The organism is Corynebacterium minutissimum, from assembly GCF_000805675.1.
GTDB lineage: Bacteria > Actinomycetota > Actinomycetes > Mycobacteriales > Mycobacteriaceae > Corynebacterium > Corynebacterium minutissimum.
The window spans coordinates 82895-98414 of the sequence record NZ_JSEF01000006.1; the positions used below are offsets into that span (position 1 = coordinate 82895).

General features: G+C 64.1%; 17 protein-coding genes. 7 read left to right on the forward strand and 10 right to left on the reverse strand.

Annotated features, from left to right (window positions below):
- The first annotated feature begins 7 nt into the window (after positions 1 to 7).
- Positions 8 to 1150: a GuaB3 family IMP dehydrogenase-related protein gene (locus NX84_RS03515; protein ID WP_039673841.1), complete on the forward strand. Its 1143-nt coding sequence runs from the start codon at positions 8 to 10 to the stop codon at positions 1148 to 1150.
- On the opposite strand, the gene NX84_RS13110 is transcribed toward NX84_RS03515, so the two are convergent.
- Together NX84_RS13110 and NX84_RS12505 are read right to left on the reverse strand one after the other, a co-directional pair.
- Positions 1147 to 1293 (reverse strand): hypothetical protein, encoded by a 147-nt coding sequence (locus tag NX84_RS13110; protein WP_231913711.1) that lies wholly within the window; start codon positions 1291 to 1293, stop codon positions 1147 to 1149. The genes NX84_RS03515 and NX84_RS13110 overlap by 4 nt on opposite strands.
- Complete coding sequence (locus tag NX84_RS12505) at positions 1290 to 1757, reverse strand: DMT family transporter (protein WP_231913710.1); 468 nt, start codon at positions 1755 to 1757, stop codon at positions 1290 to 1292. The genes NX84_RS13110 and NX84_RS12505 overlap by 4 nt, the downstream gene beginning before the upstream one ends.
- Positions 1758 to 1823: 66 nt before the next feature.
- On the opposite strand from NX84_RS12505, the gene guaA reads away from it, so the two are divergent.
- Complete coding sequence (gene guaA, locus NX84_RS03525) at positions 1824 to 3386, forward strand: glutamine-hydrolyzing GMP synthase (RefSeq protein ID WP_185948755.1); 1563 nt, start codon at positions 1824 to 1826, stop codon at positions 3384 to 3386.
- A gap of 103 nt (positions 3387 to 3489) precedes the next feature.
- Here guaA and NX84_RS12335 read toward each other — a convergent pair whose 3' ends face one another.
- The 4 genes from NX84_RS12335 to NX84_RS03545 form a co-directional block, all read right to left on the reverse strand.
- The gene (locus tag NX84_RS12335) at positions 3490 to 4068 is read right to left on the reverse strand and encodes a hypothetical protein (protein ID WP_052319646.1); all 579 of its coding nucleotides are present in this window, start codon (positions 4066 to 4068) and stop codon (positions 3490 to 3492) included.
- 253 nt (positions 4069 to 4321) lie between these two features.
- Positions 4322 to 5356 (reverse strand): HNH endonuclease signature motif containing protein, encoded by a 1035-nt coding sequence (locus tag NX84_RS03535; protein WP_231913709.1) that lies wholly within the window; start codon positions 5354 to 5356, stop codon positions 4322 to 4324.
- 79 nt (positions 5357 to 5435) lie between these two features.
- On the reverse strand, positions 5436 to 6479 hold the full coding sequence (locus tag NX84_RS03540; RefSeq protein ID WP_039673846.1) for a threonine aldolase family protein: 1044 nt from the start codon (positions 6477 to 6479) through the stop codon (positions 5436 to 5438).
- 10 nt (positions 6480 to 6489) lie between these two features.
- On the reverse strand, positions 6490 to 7548 hold the full coding sequence (locus tag NX84_RS03545; RefSeq protein WP_039673848.1) for a PspC domain-containing protein: 1059 nt from the start codon (positions 7546 to 7548) through the stop codon (positions 6490 to 6492).
- A 113-nt stretch (positions 7549 to 7661) separates the two neighbouring features.
- Between NX84_RS03545 and NX84_RS03550 the strand changes: the two genes are divergently transcribed.
- Positions 7662 to 8807 carry an ATP-binding protein gene (locus NX84_RS03550; RefSeq protein WP_039673850.1) on the forward strand — a complete coding sequence of 382 codons (1146 nt, stop codon included), beginning with the start codon at positions 7662 to 7664 and terminating at the stop codon, positions 8805 to 8807.
- Positions 8808 to 8809: 2 nt separating this feature from the next.
- On the forward strand, positions 8810 to 9463 hold the full coding sequence (locus tag NX84_RS03555) for a response regulator (RefSeq protein ID WP_039673852.1): 654 nt from the start codon (positions 8810 to 8812) through the stop codon (positions 9461 to 9463).
- 6 nt (positions 9464 to 9469) lie between these two features.
- Here the strand turns inward: NX84_RS03555 and NX84_RS03560 are convergent, their stop codons facing one another.
- Complete coding sequence (locus NX84_RS03560; protein WP_039673854.1) at positions 9470 to 9871, reverse strand: hypothetical protein; 402 nt, start codon at positions 9869 to 9871, stop codon at positions 9470 to 9472.
- A 59-nt stretch (positions 9872 to 9930) separates the two neighbouring features.
- On the opposite strand from NX84_RS03560, the gene NX84_RS03565 reads away from it, so the two are divergent.
- Together NX84_RS03565 and NX84_RS03570 are read left to right on the forward strand one after the other, a co-directional pair.
- Positions 9931 to 10611: a hypothetical protein gene (locus NX84_RS03565; protein ID WP_039673856.1), complete on the forward strand. Its 681-nt coding sequence runs from the start codon at positions 9931 to 9933 to the stop codon at positions 10609 to 10611.
- Positions 10608 to 12140: a DNA polymerase Y family protein gene (locus tag NX84_RS03570; RefSeq protein WP_039673858.1), complete on the forward strand. Its 1533-nt coding sequence runs from the start codon at positions 10608 to 10610 to the stop codon at positions 12138 to 12140. The genes NX84_RS03565 and NX84_RS03570 overlap by 4 nt, the downstream gene beginning before the upstream one ends.
- On the opposite strand, the gene NX84_RS03575 is transcribed toward NX84_RS03570, so the two are convergent.
- A complete protein-coding gene (locus tag NX84_RS03575; protein ID WP_039673861.1) occupies positions 12137 to 12763 on the reverse strand; it encodes an AMIN-like domain-containing (lipo)protein in 627 nt (208 codons plus the stop codon). The genes NX84_RS03570 and NX84_RS03575 overlap by 4 nt on opposite strands.
- A gap of 98 nt (positions 12764 to 12861) precedes the next feature.
- On the opposite strand from NX84_RS03575, the gene NX84_RS03580 reads away from it, so the two are divergent.
- Positions 12862 to 13749, forward strand: a complete 888-nt coding sequence (locus NX84_RS03580) for a sucrase ferredoxin (RefSeq protein ID WP_039673863.1) — start codon at positions 12862 to 12864, stop codon at positions 13747 to 13749.
- A 17-nt stretch (positions 13750 to 13766) separates the two neighbouring features.
- Here NX84_RS03580 and NX84_RS03585 read toward each other — a convergent pair whose 3' ends face one another.
- A complete protein-coding gene (locus NX84_RS03585; protein WP_039673865.1) occupies positions 13767 to 14447 on the reverse strand; it encodes a methionine ABC transporter permease in 681 nt (226 codons plus the stop codon).
- On the reverse strand, positions 14444 to 15520 hold the full coding sequence (locus tag NX84_RS03590; RefSeq protein WP_052319647.1) for a methionine ABC transporter ATP-binding protein: 1077 nt from the start codon (positions 15518 to 15520) through the stop codon (positions 14444 to 14446). The genes NX84_RS03585 and NX84_RS03590 overlap by 4 nt, the downstream gene beginning before the upstream one ends.

Sequence of the window (15520 nt, forward strand, 5' to 3'; positions counted from 1 at the left end):
ACTCATCATGCGCGACTACGTAGAAATTGGCGTCGGCCGTGAGGCACGCCGCACCTATGACCTCAGCCAGGTGTCCCTGGTGCCCACCCGTCGTACGCGTTCCTCCAAGGACGTGGACACCTCGTGGAATATTGACGCCTACACCTTCGACGTTCCGTTCGTCTCGGCGCCGACTGATGCTCTTGCCACTCCCGAGTTTGTCATTGAGATGGGCAAGCAGGGAGGCCTTGGTGTCATCAACGCAGAGGGCCTGTGGGGCCGCCACGAGGACTTAGAGGGCGCGATTGCCCGCGTGACGGAGAACTTCGGCGACCTGTCTACGCTGCAGGAGCTGCATGCTGCGCCCCTCAATGAAGAGCTGCTGGCCGAGCGCATCGCGCAGGTGCGCGATTCCGGCGTGACCGTGGCCGTGCGCGTGTCTCCGCAGCGGGCCCGCGAGTTGGCGCCCGTGGTCATTAAGGCCGGCGCGGAGCTGCTGTTCATCCACGGCACCCTGATTTCCGCCGAGCATGTGCAGACCGGCGGCGAGCCGCTCAACCTCAAGGAATTCATCGGTTCGCTGGACACCCCAGTTATTGCTGGTGGCGTGGCGGATTACACCACGGCCCTGCATCTCATGCGCGCGGGTGCGGCCGGCATCATCGTCGGCTCCGGCGTGAACACTAACCCGGAAACGCTCGGCATTGATATCCCGATGGCGACCACCATCGCAGACGTTGCGGCCGCTCGCCGCGACTACCTGGATGAAACTGGCGGCCGCTACGTGCATGTGCTTGCCGACGGCGACATTCACACCTCCGCAGACATCGCCAAGGCCATTGCCTGTGGCGCCGATGGCGTCGTTCTGGGCCCGGTCCTCGCGCGTGCGGCGGAGGCAGGCGGTAAGGGCTGGTACTGGCCGTCGACGGCCGGACACCCGCGTTTCCCGCGCGGCGTCATCGAGCCGGTTGGCGTGGCTGGCACCCTCCTCGGCGCCGCCGCCGACGAGGATGTCCCAGCGGGATCGCCGTCCCTCGAGGTCGTCGTGCATGGCCCATCCAATGAGCCACTGGGTGAGCTCAACCTCGTCGGTGGCCTCAAGCGCGCTATGGCCAAGTGCGGCTACACGGACCTGAAGTCCTTCCAGAAGGTGGGCCTGGCCGTCCGTTAGTTCTGCGGGCGGCGGAAGCGCCATGGGGCTCGCGGGCGCAGTGCAATTGTGCGCAAAATGATGCGCCCGCGCGCCGGCACCATCGTTTGGACAACCGATGCCAACACCACCAAGGCAATGGCCGTGAGCTTTAGCGCGGTCACGCCCTGGGATAGGAGCAGCCAGCCGAAGAAGGCAGCGAACACCGGCTCGAGGGCGATGAGGATGGAAAACACAGTGGGGCAAGGCGCTTAAGAGCGATGAACTCGAGTGAGTAGGGGATCAGTGATGCCAGCACGCCCGTTTCCAACGCCACGAACAGCAATGGGCCCATGAACTCAATGGTTACCGCGGGGCCTAGCGTAACCACCTCGATGCCCGCGTAGAAGAAGCCATTCATCAACCCCAACGACACACCAAACACGGCAGCCGAGATCCACTTTTCCCGGTTCCACGTATGCACCTTGGGGCGTGCGATGAGCAACAGGATTGCCGGGGCCATCAGCAAACGCATCGACGCCGTTCCCCACGTGCCCGCATGAGGAAAGAGCTGGATGGCTAGGCTCGCGCCCAGCTGCAGCGAGATGCATGAGCCAATGACGCACAGGATAGCGAGCGGGTTGGTCATGCGGGCTATTGTCCTACATTCCCTCGACATTCACTGCGAAAGGGGCACTGCGTTAAACTGGTGGCCGTGACTACCCCAAATACAACCCCGCGTCCTGTCCTCGTGGTGGACTTTGGCGCCCAGTACGCGCAGCTCATCGCCCGCCGCGTGCGTGAGGCCAACATCTACTCCGAGGTTGTCCCCAACTCTGCGTCGGTAGAAGACATCAAAGCCAAAAACCCGGCTGCGCTGATTCTTTCCGGCGGGCCGTCTTCGGTGTATGCCGACGGCGCCCCGGAGCTCAAGCCGGAGCTGCTCGAGCTCGGCATTCCGGTCTTTGGCATCTGCTATGGCTTCCAGTCCATGACCCGTGTCCTTGGCGGCACCGTGGCCGCCACTGGTGCTCGCGAGTATGGCCGCACGGACATGACCGTGTCCGGCGGCGTGCTGCATAAGGGCCTGGAGGAAACCCACAAGGTGTGGATGTCCCACGGCGATTCGGTCTCTGAAGCCCCGGAAGGCTTCGAGGTGACTGCCTCTTCCGATGGTGCGCCAGTGGCGGCCATGGAGTGCTTGTCCAAGAAGATGGCAGGCGTGCAGTACCACCCGGAGGTCCTGCACTCGCCGCACGGCCAGGAGGTACTTACCCGCTTCCTTACCGAGGTGGCTGGCCTGGAGCAGAACTGGACTGCTGAGAACATTGCGGAGCGCCTCATTGAGGATGTGCGTGAGCAGATTGGTGAGGATGGCCGCGCGATTTGTGCCCTGTCTGGTGGTGTGGATTCCGCGGTGGCCGCGGCGCTGGTGCAGCGCGCTATTGGTGACCGTTTGACCTGTGTCTTCGTCGACCACGGCTTGCTGCGCGCGGGCGAGCGTGAGCAGGTGGAGAAGGATTTCGTGGCGTCGACTGGCGCGAAGCTCATCACCGCTGATGAGCGCGAGGCTTTCCTTTCCAAGCTGGCCGGCGTGACCGAGCCGGAGGCTAAGCGTAAGGCCATCGGAGCGGAGTTCATCCGTTCCTTTGAGCGCGCCGTCGACCAGGCGCTGGACGGCCAGGATGCCGCCTTCTTGGTGCAGGGCACGCTCTACCCGGACGTGGTGGAGTCCGGTGGCGGTGACGGTACCGCGAACATTAAGTCCCACCACAACGTGGGCGGCCTGCCTGACGACGTCGAGTTCGAGCTCGTCGAGCCGCTGCGCCTGCTCTTCAAGGACGAGGTTCGTGCGGTGGGCCGTGAACTGGGCCTGCCGGAAGAAATCGTGGCACGCCAGCCTTTCCCGGGCCCGGGCCTGGGCATCCGCATCATTGGTGAGGTCACCGAGGAGCGTCTTGAGACCTTGCGTCAGGCGGACCTCATCGCGCGTACTGAGCTGACCAACGCTGGCCTGGATGGCGAGATTTGGCAGTGCCCGGTGGTGCTGCTTGCCGACGTCCGCTCGGTCGGCGTCCAAGGCGATGGCCGCACCTACGGCCACCCAATCGTCCTGCGCCCGGTGTCCTCCGAGGACGCCATGACCGCGGACTGGACTCGCCTGCCGTACGACGTGCTGGAGAAAATCTCCACCCGTATTACCAACGAGGTCAAGGATGTTAACCGCGTGGTGCTCGACGTGACGTCGAAGCCACCGGGAACCATCGAGTGGGAATAAACGCGTGGGATGAAAATCCTTCGCACGGTAGCGCGGCCGTGCCCTAATGACTCAAGGGCGCGGCCGCGCTGTGCATTGTGCCCTGCGGTTGTTGCTGCGCGGTTTAGGGAATGATGGTGGGCGGGCCGCTGATCATGTCGTTGTAGAGCGCGATGTCACCACTAATCGGCACGAGCTGGTCGCCTTGGATCTGGAGCTGAACGGTAGCGCGCTCCGTGATTCCTTCTGCCGTGGCGCCGCCGCGGCGGCCGAAGGTGGCTTGGAGGGTGTCGTCGCTTAGCACCTGCACATTCTCGATGCTGGCTGCCGTCACGCCGGTGTTGGCCAGTGGGGTCGAACCCGACCAGACGATGAGGCCTTGGGCAATCGACGAACCGAGCCCGCCTGGCCCGTTGAGGTTGCCGTATGTACCGCTCAGCACGGAGTAGCTGATAGGTGCGCAGGGATTGTAGCCGCCATCGGTCACGGTGAAATAGAGTCGGGGCACGACGTCGCTGCGCAAAGCGGTGGCTCCCTCAGCGCCGAGGCCATAGCGCGTATGGAAGTAAGCGTTTTCGGTGGCGCAGGTGTCTGTCGTGCCGGCATGTGCTCCGCCGGGGTTGAAGGCAACGGCGGTGGCAGGGGAGCAGGCGGCGAGTGCCGCGCAGCCGAGGATACAGGGAAGAATCAGGGAGTATTTCATGACCCGAACGCTAGCAACAGGCCGTATTCAGTCGGAAGGGGATGATTCCCCAGCGCTCCAATAATGCATTAATTCCAGCCCGGTGAAGGCGAAGAAATAGTTCCCTGAACGGGTCTTTTAGAGTGGGCACGCACGTGTAGCCGCGCACCGAGGACTATTCCTCAGTGGGCGGCTGGTCGGAAGCTTGGACGCGCGGTGCGCCGGCGAAACGCGCCGGCGGAGCGCGCCAGTGAAACGGTGCGGGGAACGAGGATTAACCCGGCGGTGGATCGGGCGGGCGAGGGCTGGCCGAACCACCAGGCGGTGCGGACGAGCGCGGCGGGTGCGCGGGGCTGGGAATAGGAACGGGCGGGCCCGCCCACGGCGGCAGGTAATGCACGCGGCCGTCGATGCGGTCGAGGCGCCCGCGACCAGTTGGGTGCTGCGGGTCATCGTCGTTGACCGCATTGTGATACGCACACAGCGGCACCATATTGGCCATGTTGGTCGGCCCACCATCTTGGAAGCGAATGAGGTGATGAATCTGCGAATCCTCAGCAGGCGCATTGCAACCAGGCCACGCGCACGTAGGATGCTCCGCCGATAAAGCAAGGCGCTGCTTTGGGCTGGCAAAGCGGCTGGCCATGTAGAGGTTGACGGGGCCGTGGTGGGGATGGATAAGGGTGATGAGGCCGACGTCGGCAAGCTTTTCGCGCACAAACTCCGCACCGCTCATCGTGGCACCGTTGGTCAGCTGCAGCTCAATCTCCTCACCATCGCCGTCAATGATGCGGTCCATCTCATCGAGGCGCACGATGACGTTGGATTGGAGCTTCTGACCCGAGCCGCCCCCGCCGCGGAACACGGTATGCGCCGCGGTGAGCAAGTCCTTATCGGTCGTCTTGAGCACGGCCAGCAGCTTGGAGATGTTCAACGAGCTATCCGTGATGCTCAGCGTGTGGTTGCGGCCTTCCCGGCGCGTCACGCGCACGCCCGGGGCGGGGTCCTTGGGTGGGCGCCATTCCTTGAGCTTCGCCTTTGCCACTATGGCGATCTTCTCCCGCGGGGTAGCGGCCAGCAGTTGGCGCAGCTCCCAGGCCTTGCGTGCCTTGAGCCGAGAACAGTAGCGCTCGATATCAAGGAGCGTGAACACATCGTGGCGCGTGCGGCGCGCTTTGCGCTGCCGAGAGCGGAACATGGTGTCGCCGAAGTACACCTCGTGCAGGTTAAGAAGCTTCGCCGCGAAGTCTGGCTGCGCGCCCATCTGAACCAGTTGTGCGCGCGTAACACCGGCGCACTGCTCGACCACGTCGAGACCATGCGCTAGTGCCTGAATGTAACCCCCCCAGTTGCATAGGCCACAGCCTAAACCAGGTCGAGCTATCGCGCTACTTGAGTGAAGAAACCGCAGTACACAGCTTATCGACGTCCCCCTCCTCCGTCGACCACGCCGTACAGAAACGCACCACGCGCTTATCCTCATGCTCGCCGAAGAATTCGCACACGAAGTCTTCCTTGAGTTGGTCTTCCTGCTCGCGGGTAAGAAGTGCAAACTGCTGGTTGGTGGGGGAGTCAAAGAGCATGTCGATGCCGACGGCGCGGAAAGCCTCCGCGATGCGTTGGGCCTGAGCATTGGCGCGGGCGCAGATCTGCTCGTAGAGCGTTGCCGGAGCTGCAGTCTCAGCGGGCGTGCTGAAGAGGGCGGAGAACTGCGCGCCGAGCAACCATCCTTTAGCCAGGAGACCGCCGTGTTGTTTCATGGCGTGGCGAAAGCGCGGTGCACCTGCGGGGAAGACGATGGCTTCGCCGAAGAGGGCACCGCATTTGGTGCCGCCGATGGTGAAGACGTCGACAAGCGCGGCGAGATCCGGCAGGGTGACATCCGCGGCAGAAAGGGCGTAGCCGAGGCGGGCGCCGTCGACAAACAGGCGCAACTCGTACTCATTGCAGACGTTGCGTAAGTCGATGAGTTCTGCGCGGGTATAGGTGGTGCCGTATTCAGTGGGCTGCGTGATGTAGACCAGCGCGGGTTCGGGCATGTGCTCCTCAATCCCGGAGGTGCGGTACTCCTCCACGCACGCGCGGACCTGCGCGGCGGTGATCTTGCCCAGCTGGTTCGGCAGGGTAATGACCTTGTGGCCGGAGTGTTCGATGGCGCCCGTCTCGTGCGTGGCGATGTGCCCGCTATCGGCCGAGATGACAGCCTCCCAGGGGCGCAGATGGTAGGCGATAATCGTGGCGTTGGCCTGAGTGCCGCCGACCATGAAGTGCACCTCGGCATCCGGCGCCTGGCAGGCGGCGCGCAGGGTATCGGCGGCCGCGGCGCATAGCTCATCGGCCCCATAGCCGTAATGCACGCCGCCCACCTCCGCGATGGATTCCAGAACGCGGGGGTGGGCTGAGCGGTGGTAGTCGTTTCCGAAGTGAATCATGCGGGCAAGTTTAGCCGGTGACGGTGAGCTCGCCGATGCCCTCGTCGATGTGGATATCCAGCAGCGCATCATCGTCATGGCGGTTCGCGCAGTTGCTTTCGCCCAAGCCGCCGTCACACGTGAGTGATACCGGGACGTCCTTCGGGAGGATGACCTCCACGGTGCCGATGCCGATATCGATGGTGATGTCGTGTTTGTCTTTCAGGTCGTGGAGCTGGCTGAAGTCTACCGTCGATTCGCCGATACCCAGGTCGTAATACTCTTCGAGCTCATCTTCATGGTTGGGGGAGATGTGCTGAGAACCGACGTTAAAGCGGGCGCTAAAGCCGGACTCATCGCTCTTGACGTCAGACTGGAAGGAGACCCCAAGGAAGGCAACCGTCAGGGCAGCTCCCACAGCGCCGAGGGCAATCGCGGCCTCAGCCCACTGCGAACCGCGCTTCTTTTTCGGCTCTTCCCGCGGGCCCGGCTCCGGCAGGTCCCAGGCATCGGGCACTACGCCGAGAGGATCCCACGACGGCGGAGTCCTACGCCCAGGCGGGAAGGGGAAGCCCTCCGCCGGGCTATAGGCGTTGAGGTCAACCGGCTCTTCGCGCACCGGCTGTTCGGCCGCTAACAGCCCGCTGGGCGGCAGCGGCTCACGGCTATGCAGGGCGTACCACGCCAGCGCCATCAGCCCAAAGGTCAGCACGGCGGGGGGAAGGCCGCTGAGGAATTGCCCGCTCAAAAATAACGGGCCGGAGCTTAAGGTAAGAAGGACGCCAATAATCAGCATCCAGCCGAGCTCCTGCTCCTCCTTAGCACCATCTTTGCCCAAGGCCGCATCGAGCGGGCAGTAAGGCGAGCCATAGCGCGGCATGAGCGCCCATGCGGTGAGGTAGGCGGCGATGCCCCCGCCGAAAGCAAGTGTGGCGACTACAAAGGCCACGCGCACGATCGTCGGATCAATCTGGTAGCGCACCGCGATGCCTTCGCAGACACCGGCGATGTGGGCGTCGCCGCCCTGCTTTTTAGGAATACGGACAGGTCGGGTCGACCACATCTGGTTGAGTGTGTTGTTCTTCGTCATGCTTTTATCGTGCCGCGCGGGGCCTTGTGGCGGTATCGGTAATCGCCCTGATTTTTCCACCTCAGGGTTGTCCCTGATGTGCGTGCGGGGGTCACCGTGCGACTATAACTACTATGACTTCGCCCTATGTGCCTGCAGAGAACGCGGCACCGTATCCGTTGATGTCGCGCCCCCAGTCTGGTCGCGTGGTGGCCGGCGTGGCTGCGGGGCTCGCGCAGCATTTGCAGATTCCGGTGCTCTACGTGCGCATTGCGCTTACCGTGCTGACGGTGATGGGCGGGGTGGGCGCGATGGTGTACGCCGGGCTGTGGATGTCCACGCCTGCGCTTGACGACGGCCCCTCCTCCCGCAGCCCCTTCTCCCTCCTGCTGGTGTTCTTAGCGCTGGTGGGAGGGGTAATTGGGGTGTTGGGGGTATCGGGGGCGTCGCCAAGCGCATTGGTGCCGTTGGCTGCCGTGGGTGTCGGTGCGGTCCTGGCGTGGCTAGCCTACGACCGCGGCTTGAATACGCCGGTGGGCATGGTGAGCGTTGTGGCTGGTGCCGCGTTGGTCATCGTGGGCGTTGTGGTGGCGGCGGTGACGTGGGAGAGCGGATCCGGTTCGGCGATTGTGGCTACGGCGCTGACGTTGGTGGGTTTTGGTGCGCTGGTGGTGCCGCTGGTGCTCAAGCTGTGGCGGTCGTTGTCGCAGGAACAGGCGGCGAAGGCGGTGTCGGAGGAACGCACGGAGATTGCCTCCCGCCTGCACGATTCGGTGCTGCAGACGCTGGCGCTCATCCAGAAGCGTGCGGAGGATCCGCGCGAGGTGACGCGCTTGGCGCGTGCCCAAGAACGTGAGCTGCGGGCCTGGCTTTTCGACGCCCCCTCGTCCGCCCCCACCACCTGTTTCGGAGCTCTCGACGCGGCATGTGGGGAGGTGGAGGACCTTTTCGACCTGCGGGTCTCCCCGGTGACGGTGGGAGAGGACGCGGAACTGACGGAGTCCGCCAAGCTTGCTATCCAGGCAGCGCGCGAGGCCATGGTGAATGCCGGTAAACATGCGGGCGTGGACATGGTGGATGTGTATGCGGAGTTGTTGGCCGGCGAGTTGAGTATTTTTGTCCGTGACCGTGGAGTGGGTTTCGAGGTGGAGGACATTCCCGCTGATAGGCACGGCATTCGTGAGAGTATTCGCGCGCGCGTAGAGAGTGTCGGTGGGCGTGTGAGAATTACCTCGACCCCGGGGGAGGGCACCGAGGTGGAGCTCACGGTAGCGTTGTGAGCATGGTGAAGGTCTTTCTGGTTGATGATCACTCTGTCTTCCGCGCTGGCGTGCGCGCGGAGCTGGCGGTGTCGGAGGAGATCGAGATCGTCGGAGATGCGGGCACCGTTGCGGAGGCGCTGGAGGGCATTGCGCGTACCTCACCGGACGTGGTGCTTCTCGACGTTCACATGCCCGACGGCGGCGGCCTCGCCGTCATGAATGCGACGGCACAGCAGTCGTCGCGGCCGGTGTTTTTGGCGTTGAGCGTGTCGGATGCGGCAGAAGATGTCATTGCGCTAATTCGGGCGGGCGCGCGTGGCTATGTCACCAAGAATATTTCAGGCCCCGACCTAGCCCAAGCGATAGCGCAGGTCAATAGTGGGGACGCGTATTTCTCGCCGCGGCTGGCAGGTTTTGTCCTTGATGCTTTTGCCTCCGGCGCGCCTGCCCCGGAGCCGGAGGAGGGCCAAGATCCAGTGGTGGATGCGCTGACGCGCCGTGAGCTGGAGGTCTTAAGGCTGCTTGCCCGCGGCTATACGTACCGCGAGATTGGCAAGCAGTTGTTTATCTCTGTCAAGACCGTGGAGACGCATGCCTCCAACATTTTGCGCAAGACCCAGCAGTCCAACCGCCACCAGCTCACCCGCTGGGCTACCTCACGCGATTTGGCTTAAAGGCCGCTAGGCGTAGGCGAGCTTGCGAGAGCCGTCCACATGCGGGAACAGCAAGAACGCAGCCCCGAAGACTAGTGCCCACACTAGGGCGCTGCCCCAGGCTGGTAGAGCGATAAGTGGGGCAGTCATGATGGCGAGCCACAGTGCCATGAGTGGTAGCAGCTGCGCTAGGGAAGGCAGCAGGGAGACGTTGTGGTCCTCGGCGAACTCGCGCATGCGCTGGCGGTAGGGGTGCAGGAATACCAGCGCACAGGCCGCAAGGATGAAAACCAGACTGAGCCCGAGCGCTAGGCCGAAGTGGATACGGCTCGTGCCCACCGCCACGGCGGCACCAGCCAGCAGCGAGGCGCCGAGGCGTACCCACAGTGGAGTGGGGATGGGGGTGGTGTGCGCGTGGAGAGGGTTCATGGCGCCTAACGCTACCAGTGCAATTGCGCGTGTCCGGTGAGAGGTTCATAATAGGAGCTATGAATCAAACAGGTGTTCGCGTCGCGGGTGGCTCACGGGCCGACCAGATCGCGGCTTTGCGCGCCCAGATTCAACGTCTGGAAACACCAGACGTGGCGGCGGATGTCCAGCCGGATGTGGATATCCTCGATGTTCCCGAAGCACTATCGGAGCTGCTCCCAGGCGGTGGTTTGCCCCGAAAGCAGGCCACCGTGTGTGCAGAGTGTGCGGCCTTGGTGGTGGAACTCGTGAGCCATGTTAGCGCGGCGGGCGGACACGTGGGCGTCGTAGGCTGGCCAGACCTCTCGCTCGCACAGGTGGCCGAGGAAGGAGATGTCTCCCGGGTCATCGTTGTGCCCGATCCGGGAGCCGAGCCGTGGGCAGTTACCGGAGTGTTGTGTGAGGGGCTGGACCTCGTCGTGCACAAAGGTGTGGGTGAGCTCAGCCCCACGCGGGCGCGGCCAGTTCTGGCCAAGGTGCGCGGCGGGCAAGCGGCACTGCTGACCGTCGGCGCGCGGCTACCGGGTACGGTCACGGAGATTGGCGCAGACGTCGTGGCGGTGCGCGGCGTAGGCCGCGGCAGCGGGCGTATCAGGGGAGTGGACATTGAGGTGCGGGTGGCGTCGAAAAGCGCACGCCCACGCCGAGGGGTGCTCACCTGCGGTGAGCGAGCTGAGCGCCCACGCCTGGAGGTGGTATGAGAGTCGCGGCCCTGTGGTTCCCGGATTGGCCTATCCAGGCGCTGCAGGACGCTGATAGGGCAGCTTGTGTGATTGCCGCGCAGCACCACGTGGTGGTGTGCAATGCGGCGGCGCGCCGGGCCGGAGTGCGCCGCGGGATGCGCGTGCGCCAAGCCCAGGCAGTGCTGCCGGACGTGCGAGTGGAGGAGGCTAACCCGGACCGCGATGGTGCGGTCTTCGCTGAGATTGCCGCGGGGCTTGATGCGGTGGCGTCCTCGGTGGAGGTCCTGCGCCCCGGCCTGGTCATCGTGGATGCGGGTGCTGTGGGGCGTTTTCACGGAAGCGAGGATAGGGCAGTGGAGATGCTTGTCGACGCCTCCTCGAGATCCCACCTCGATGCCACCGTCGGCGTTGCTGACGAGATCGCTACCGCGCTCATTGCCGCGCGCCACGACAACCTCGGCGCAGTGGTTCCCCCAGGTGGGTCGCGGGAGTTCCTGGCGAATCAGCCGGTGGGAGTACTCGCCGCGGAGGTGGCGTTGGGCTGTCCGCCTGAGACGGTCCATACCGTGCAGCGCCTCGGCGTGCGCACGTTGGGAGAGCTCGCCGGCTTGCCGCTGCGCCAGGTCACCACGCGCTTCGGGGAAGCAGGTCGGCGTTGTCACTCGGTGGCCTCGGCAGCACCCGATCGGCGCGTGGCGCCGGAACTACTTCGCCCCGATTTGGGCGTGGAGCAGGCCTTTGAGGAACCGCTCGAGCGCGTGGACGCGGCGGCGTTCGCCGCCCGCCAGCTGGCGGCACGCCTGCACGCGGTGCTCGATCACGCGGGCCTTATCTGCATGCGTCTGCGCGTCATTGCCGAATTCGAGGGCGGAACGCGCCTCGAGCGCATCTGGCGCACCCAGGAAGCGCTGAGCGAGGCCGCCACGGCAGACCGCGTGCGCTGGCAGCTCGATGGGTGGCTGAGTAGTGCACGGGCGGGCGAAGGTGGGGGCGTCGAGAAGCTTGTGCTGGAACCGGTGGAAGTCGCCCCACCTGGGGATAGTGTGCTGTGGGGCGCGGGTGAGTCAACGGAGCAGGCCAAGCGGGTCATCGCGCGCGTGCAGTCGCAGCTCGGTGTGGACCGCGTGCTGCAGCCGCGCCCGGCGGCGGGCCGCGGAGTGGCCGAGCGTATCGAGCTGGTTCCCTACGGTGAGCAGCGCGACCCTGCCCCGGAGGGCACGTGGCCTGGGCGCATCCTCGCGCCGCTGCCAGCAAGCCTGGCGCACCCCGCCGCGCGCATCCGGCTTATCGACGTCTCTGCAGCCGACATCATCGTCACCGCCGAGGCCCTCCTCTCCGGTGAACCTGCGGGCCTAGGGTGGGGGCGCCACCGCTACCGCGTGACCGGGTGGGCCGGCCCCTGGCCAGTAGATACCGGCTGGTGGGATCCGAACGAGGCGCAGCGCTGCGCGCGCCTGCAAGTCGTGGGAGAAAACGACAACGGCCAGCGCGCCTGGCTCCTCGTGTGGGCAGGCGGGCGCTGGTCGGTGGAGGCGACGTATACCTAGTTCTGGATATCGATAACCAGACGCGTCGGCGCCTTAAGTACCTGGACGGAGTACGGATGGCGCCCGTCGAGGCCGACGACGAACTGCGAACGGGCTTCGAAGGTGCCGGCGTTAATCACCTGGGTCACCATGCCGCCAGCGCCCTTGACCGTGCCGATGTTCGGGTCTTCCATATCGAGCTGGAAAGGATATGCCGTGCCATCAATGCTGACGTTCAGCGCCGTGGCTCCCTCATAAGAAATCGGGTTGCCCGAGCCCTGCTGGGCGGGGGAGTCGGTGTAGTCAATAAACCAGCCCGGTGAACCATTGCCGGTGAACTCGAAGACAACGCGGTCAAAACCGTCGTGTTTGCCCACGCGCACATCCGTGACCACCAGCTCGGACGGCACTGGTGGGCGGAGGGTTTTCATCTCCAGGTTGGCATCGCCTAGTGGGGTCAGCCCGGCGGGCGCCGTGGCGTTCTGGGCAGTCGAGGTGGACGCGCCGGACAAGGTGGCGTCGACGGTAGCGGTCGGCGCGGAGGTGTCGTCGGAGGACGCGGAGCAGCCCTGCAGCACGAGCGCACTCGAGGCGACGAGTGCCGCCACGGAGGTGGCTGCGCGCGAGAGAGTGTGTTTCGGCATAACTTCGAGCGTAGCCGCCCAAGGCGGAATTCTTGGAACCGAAGTAAACATCGTAACCACATTGTTGTGAAAGAAGTGATGACAGTTAAACTGGCGCCATGACCTTCTGCTCCGATATCCAGGTGGAACCCCTGGCTGGTACCGCTAAGCAAGAATCCGTCTATGTCCTCTTCGAGTGGCCGGCGGCGTGGTCCCGAGATGTGCTCGACGGCCACACTTTTGGCCCCGGCCTCACGGAGAAGCTCAAGGCCAAACTCAAGGGCGTGGCCGGTCTGCAGCTCATCCGCCGCCCAGGCCGCGCTGGGCGCGAGCGCGGTACGGGGCATTTCCGCTGTTTCGTGGTCTGGGCCCGCGAGGGACTTGTGCAGGACTACATTCTCAACGGCCCAGAGGACATTCTGGACCTTGACTTGGAGAATCCGCGCGGCACGTGCTTGCCGTTGGTATTGGTGTGTACTCACGCTAAGCGCGATGCCTGCTGTGCGGTGAAGGGGCGTCCGCTGGCTGCCTCGCTGGCCTGTGAATACGAGGAGACCGTATGGGAGACCTCGCACACTAAGGGCCACCGCTTCGCGCCTTCGGTGCTGCTCATGCCGTGGGGCTACTCCTTCGGACGCCTCAACGTGGAGGCCGGCCGCGAGCTTGTGGGCAAGGCTTTGCGCGGCGAGTATTTCTACCCGGCTAACCGCGGCTCGGGGCTGAATACGCCGAAGGGCCAAGTGGCAGAACTCGCCGTGGCGCGCGAGCTTCTCGACGCCTCCGAGAACCTCCACTACGGCGACCTCCACGTCGCCGCTGCGGATGAGCCCGCGGCGGACAACACCGCCGCGAAGAATAGCGTCGTGGTTGTACGCCACCGCGACGGCCGCGCGTGGGTAGTGGAGCTCGAAGAAAAAGAGGCCTCCGGCGTCGTCTCCTCCTGTGGAGACGAGCCAAAGACCTCTTCCTACTTTGCCGCGCGCCGCGTCATAAGACGCGGCGCGTAGGGTACGGACGCGTCGCGTTAGCGGCGCATAATCTTCGCCGAGAGCCAGTTGCCAAAGAACTGGGCTGCCTGGACCAGCACGATGATGATAAGCGTAGCCACCACGGTGACTTCCCACTCGAAGGCGCGGTAGCCGTAGACGATGGCGAAGTCACCCAAGCCACCGCCGCCGACGTAGCCGGCCATAGCGGACATGTCGACGATGCCGATAAACAGGAAGGTGTAGCCCAGCACCAGCGGGCCCAGAGCTTCCGGAATGATGACCGTGGTGATGATCTTCCACGGCGAGGCACCCATGGAGCGGGCTGCCTCAATCACGCCGGGGTCGAGCGCCACGAGGTTCTGCTCCACGATGCGCGCCACCGCGAAGGTAGCCGCAATGACCATGACGAACGTGGCAGGTTCGCGGCCGATAGAACTTCCCAAGACCGCCACCGTGAGCGGTTGGACAAAGGCCAGCAAAATGATGAACGGAATCGGGCGAACGAAGTTCACCAGGATGTTGATGATGAAATAGATGACTTTGTTCTGCAGGATTCCGCCTGGGCGGGTGGTGTAGAGCAGGATGCCGAGAACCAAGCCGATGATGCCCGCAAGCACCATGGTGGTGGCGACCATGATGAGGGTGTCTTTGATGGCGTCGACAAGCGTGCCACTTAGACGGTCCCAGTTGGCCTCCGCGAGGTAGGTGACGTTCATCGTTGAATCTCCTCAATGTCGGTGGTGCGCTGCATGTGCGCGTAGAACTCTTCGATAGCAGCATTCGGGCCGTTGAGGCGCACGGTGATTTTGCCAAAGGAATGCTTCTGCAACGTCGTAATACCGCCGTGGACCACGGCGATGGACACGCCCGCGTCCGCAAGCTTGCCAGCGGCGCCGAAGAAGCCGGAATTTTCGGTTAGGTTGATGGTGAACAGGCGTCCCTCGTGGGCAAGCAGGTCATCGGCCTCGACCACGTCCGGGGTATTGCGCAGCGAGGTAGCCACGAACTTCTCCGCCACGCTGGTCTGCGGATTGGAGAAAACCTCGTAGACGCTGCCGTCCTCAATGACGCGGCCATTTTCCATAACGGCGACCTTGTCGGCGATGGAACGCACGACGTCCATCTCGTGGGTAATGACCACGATGGTGATGCCGAGGTCGCGGTTGACCTTGCGCAGTAGGTCGAGGACCTCGTGCGTGGTGGTCGGGTCAAGGGCCGAAGTGGCCTCATCCGCCAGCAGCAGGGAAGGGTTGTTAGCCAAAGCGCGGGCGATGCCCACGCGCTGCTTCTGGCCACCGGAGAGCTGCTCCGGGTAGTTATCGCCCTTGTCCGCCAGTCCGACGAATTCCAAAAGCTCCTGAACGCGCTTCTTACGCTCCTGCTTCTCGACGCCCTGCAGCTTCAACGGGTACTCAATATTGCCCGCCGCGGTGCGCGAGGACATGAGGTTGAACTGCTGGAAAATCATGCCGATATTGCGGCGGATGCCGCGCAGCTGCTTTTCGGGCATGCCGACGACATCGGTGCCGTCGAGAAACAGCTGCCCCGACGTCGGGGTATCAAGGCCGTTGATCATGCGCACCAGCGTGGACTTGCCGGCGCCGGAGAAACCGATGATGCCGACAATCTCGCCGGACTCGACGGTCAGGGAAACATTGTCGAGCGCTTTCGTCGTGGTCTTTTTATTCTTGAAGACTTTGGTGATGTTGAGGAACTCAATCCGGGTGCCGCGAGGGGCGCCAGTGTGGTCAATCACGTGAGGTGTCCTTGTGGGGGTTATGTGAATCAT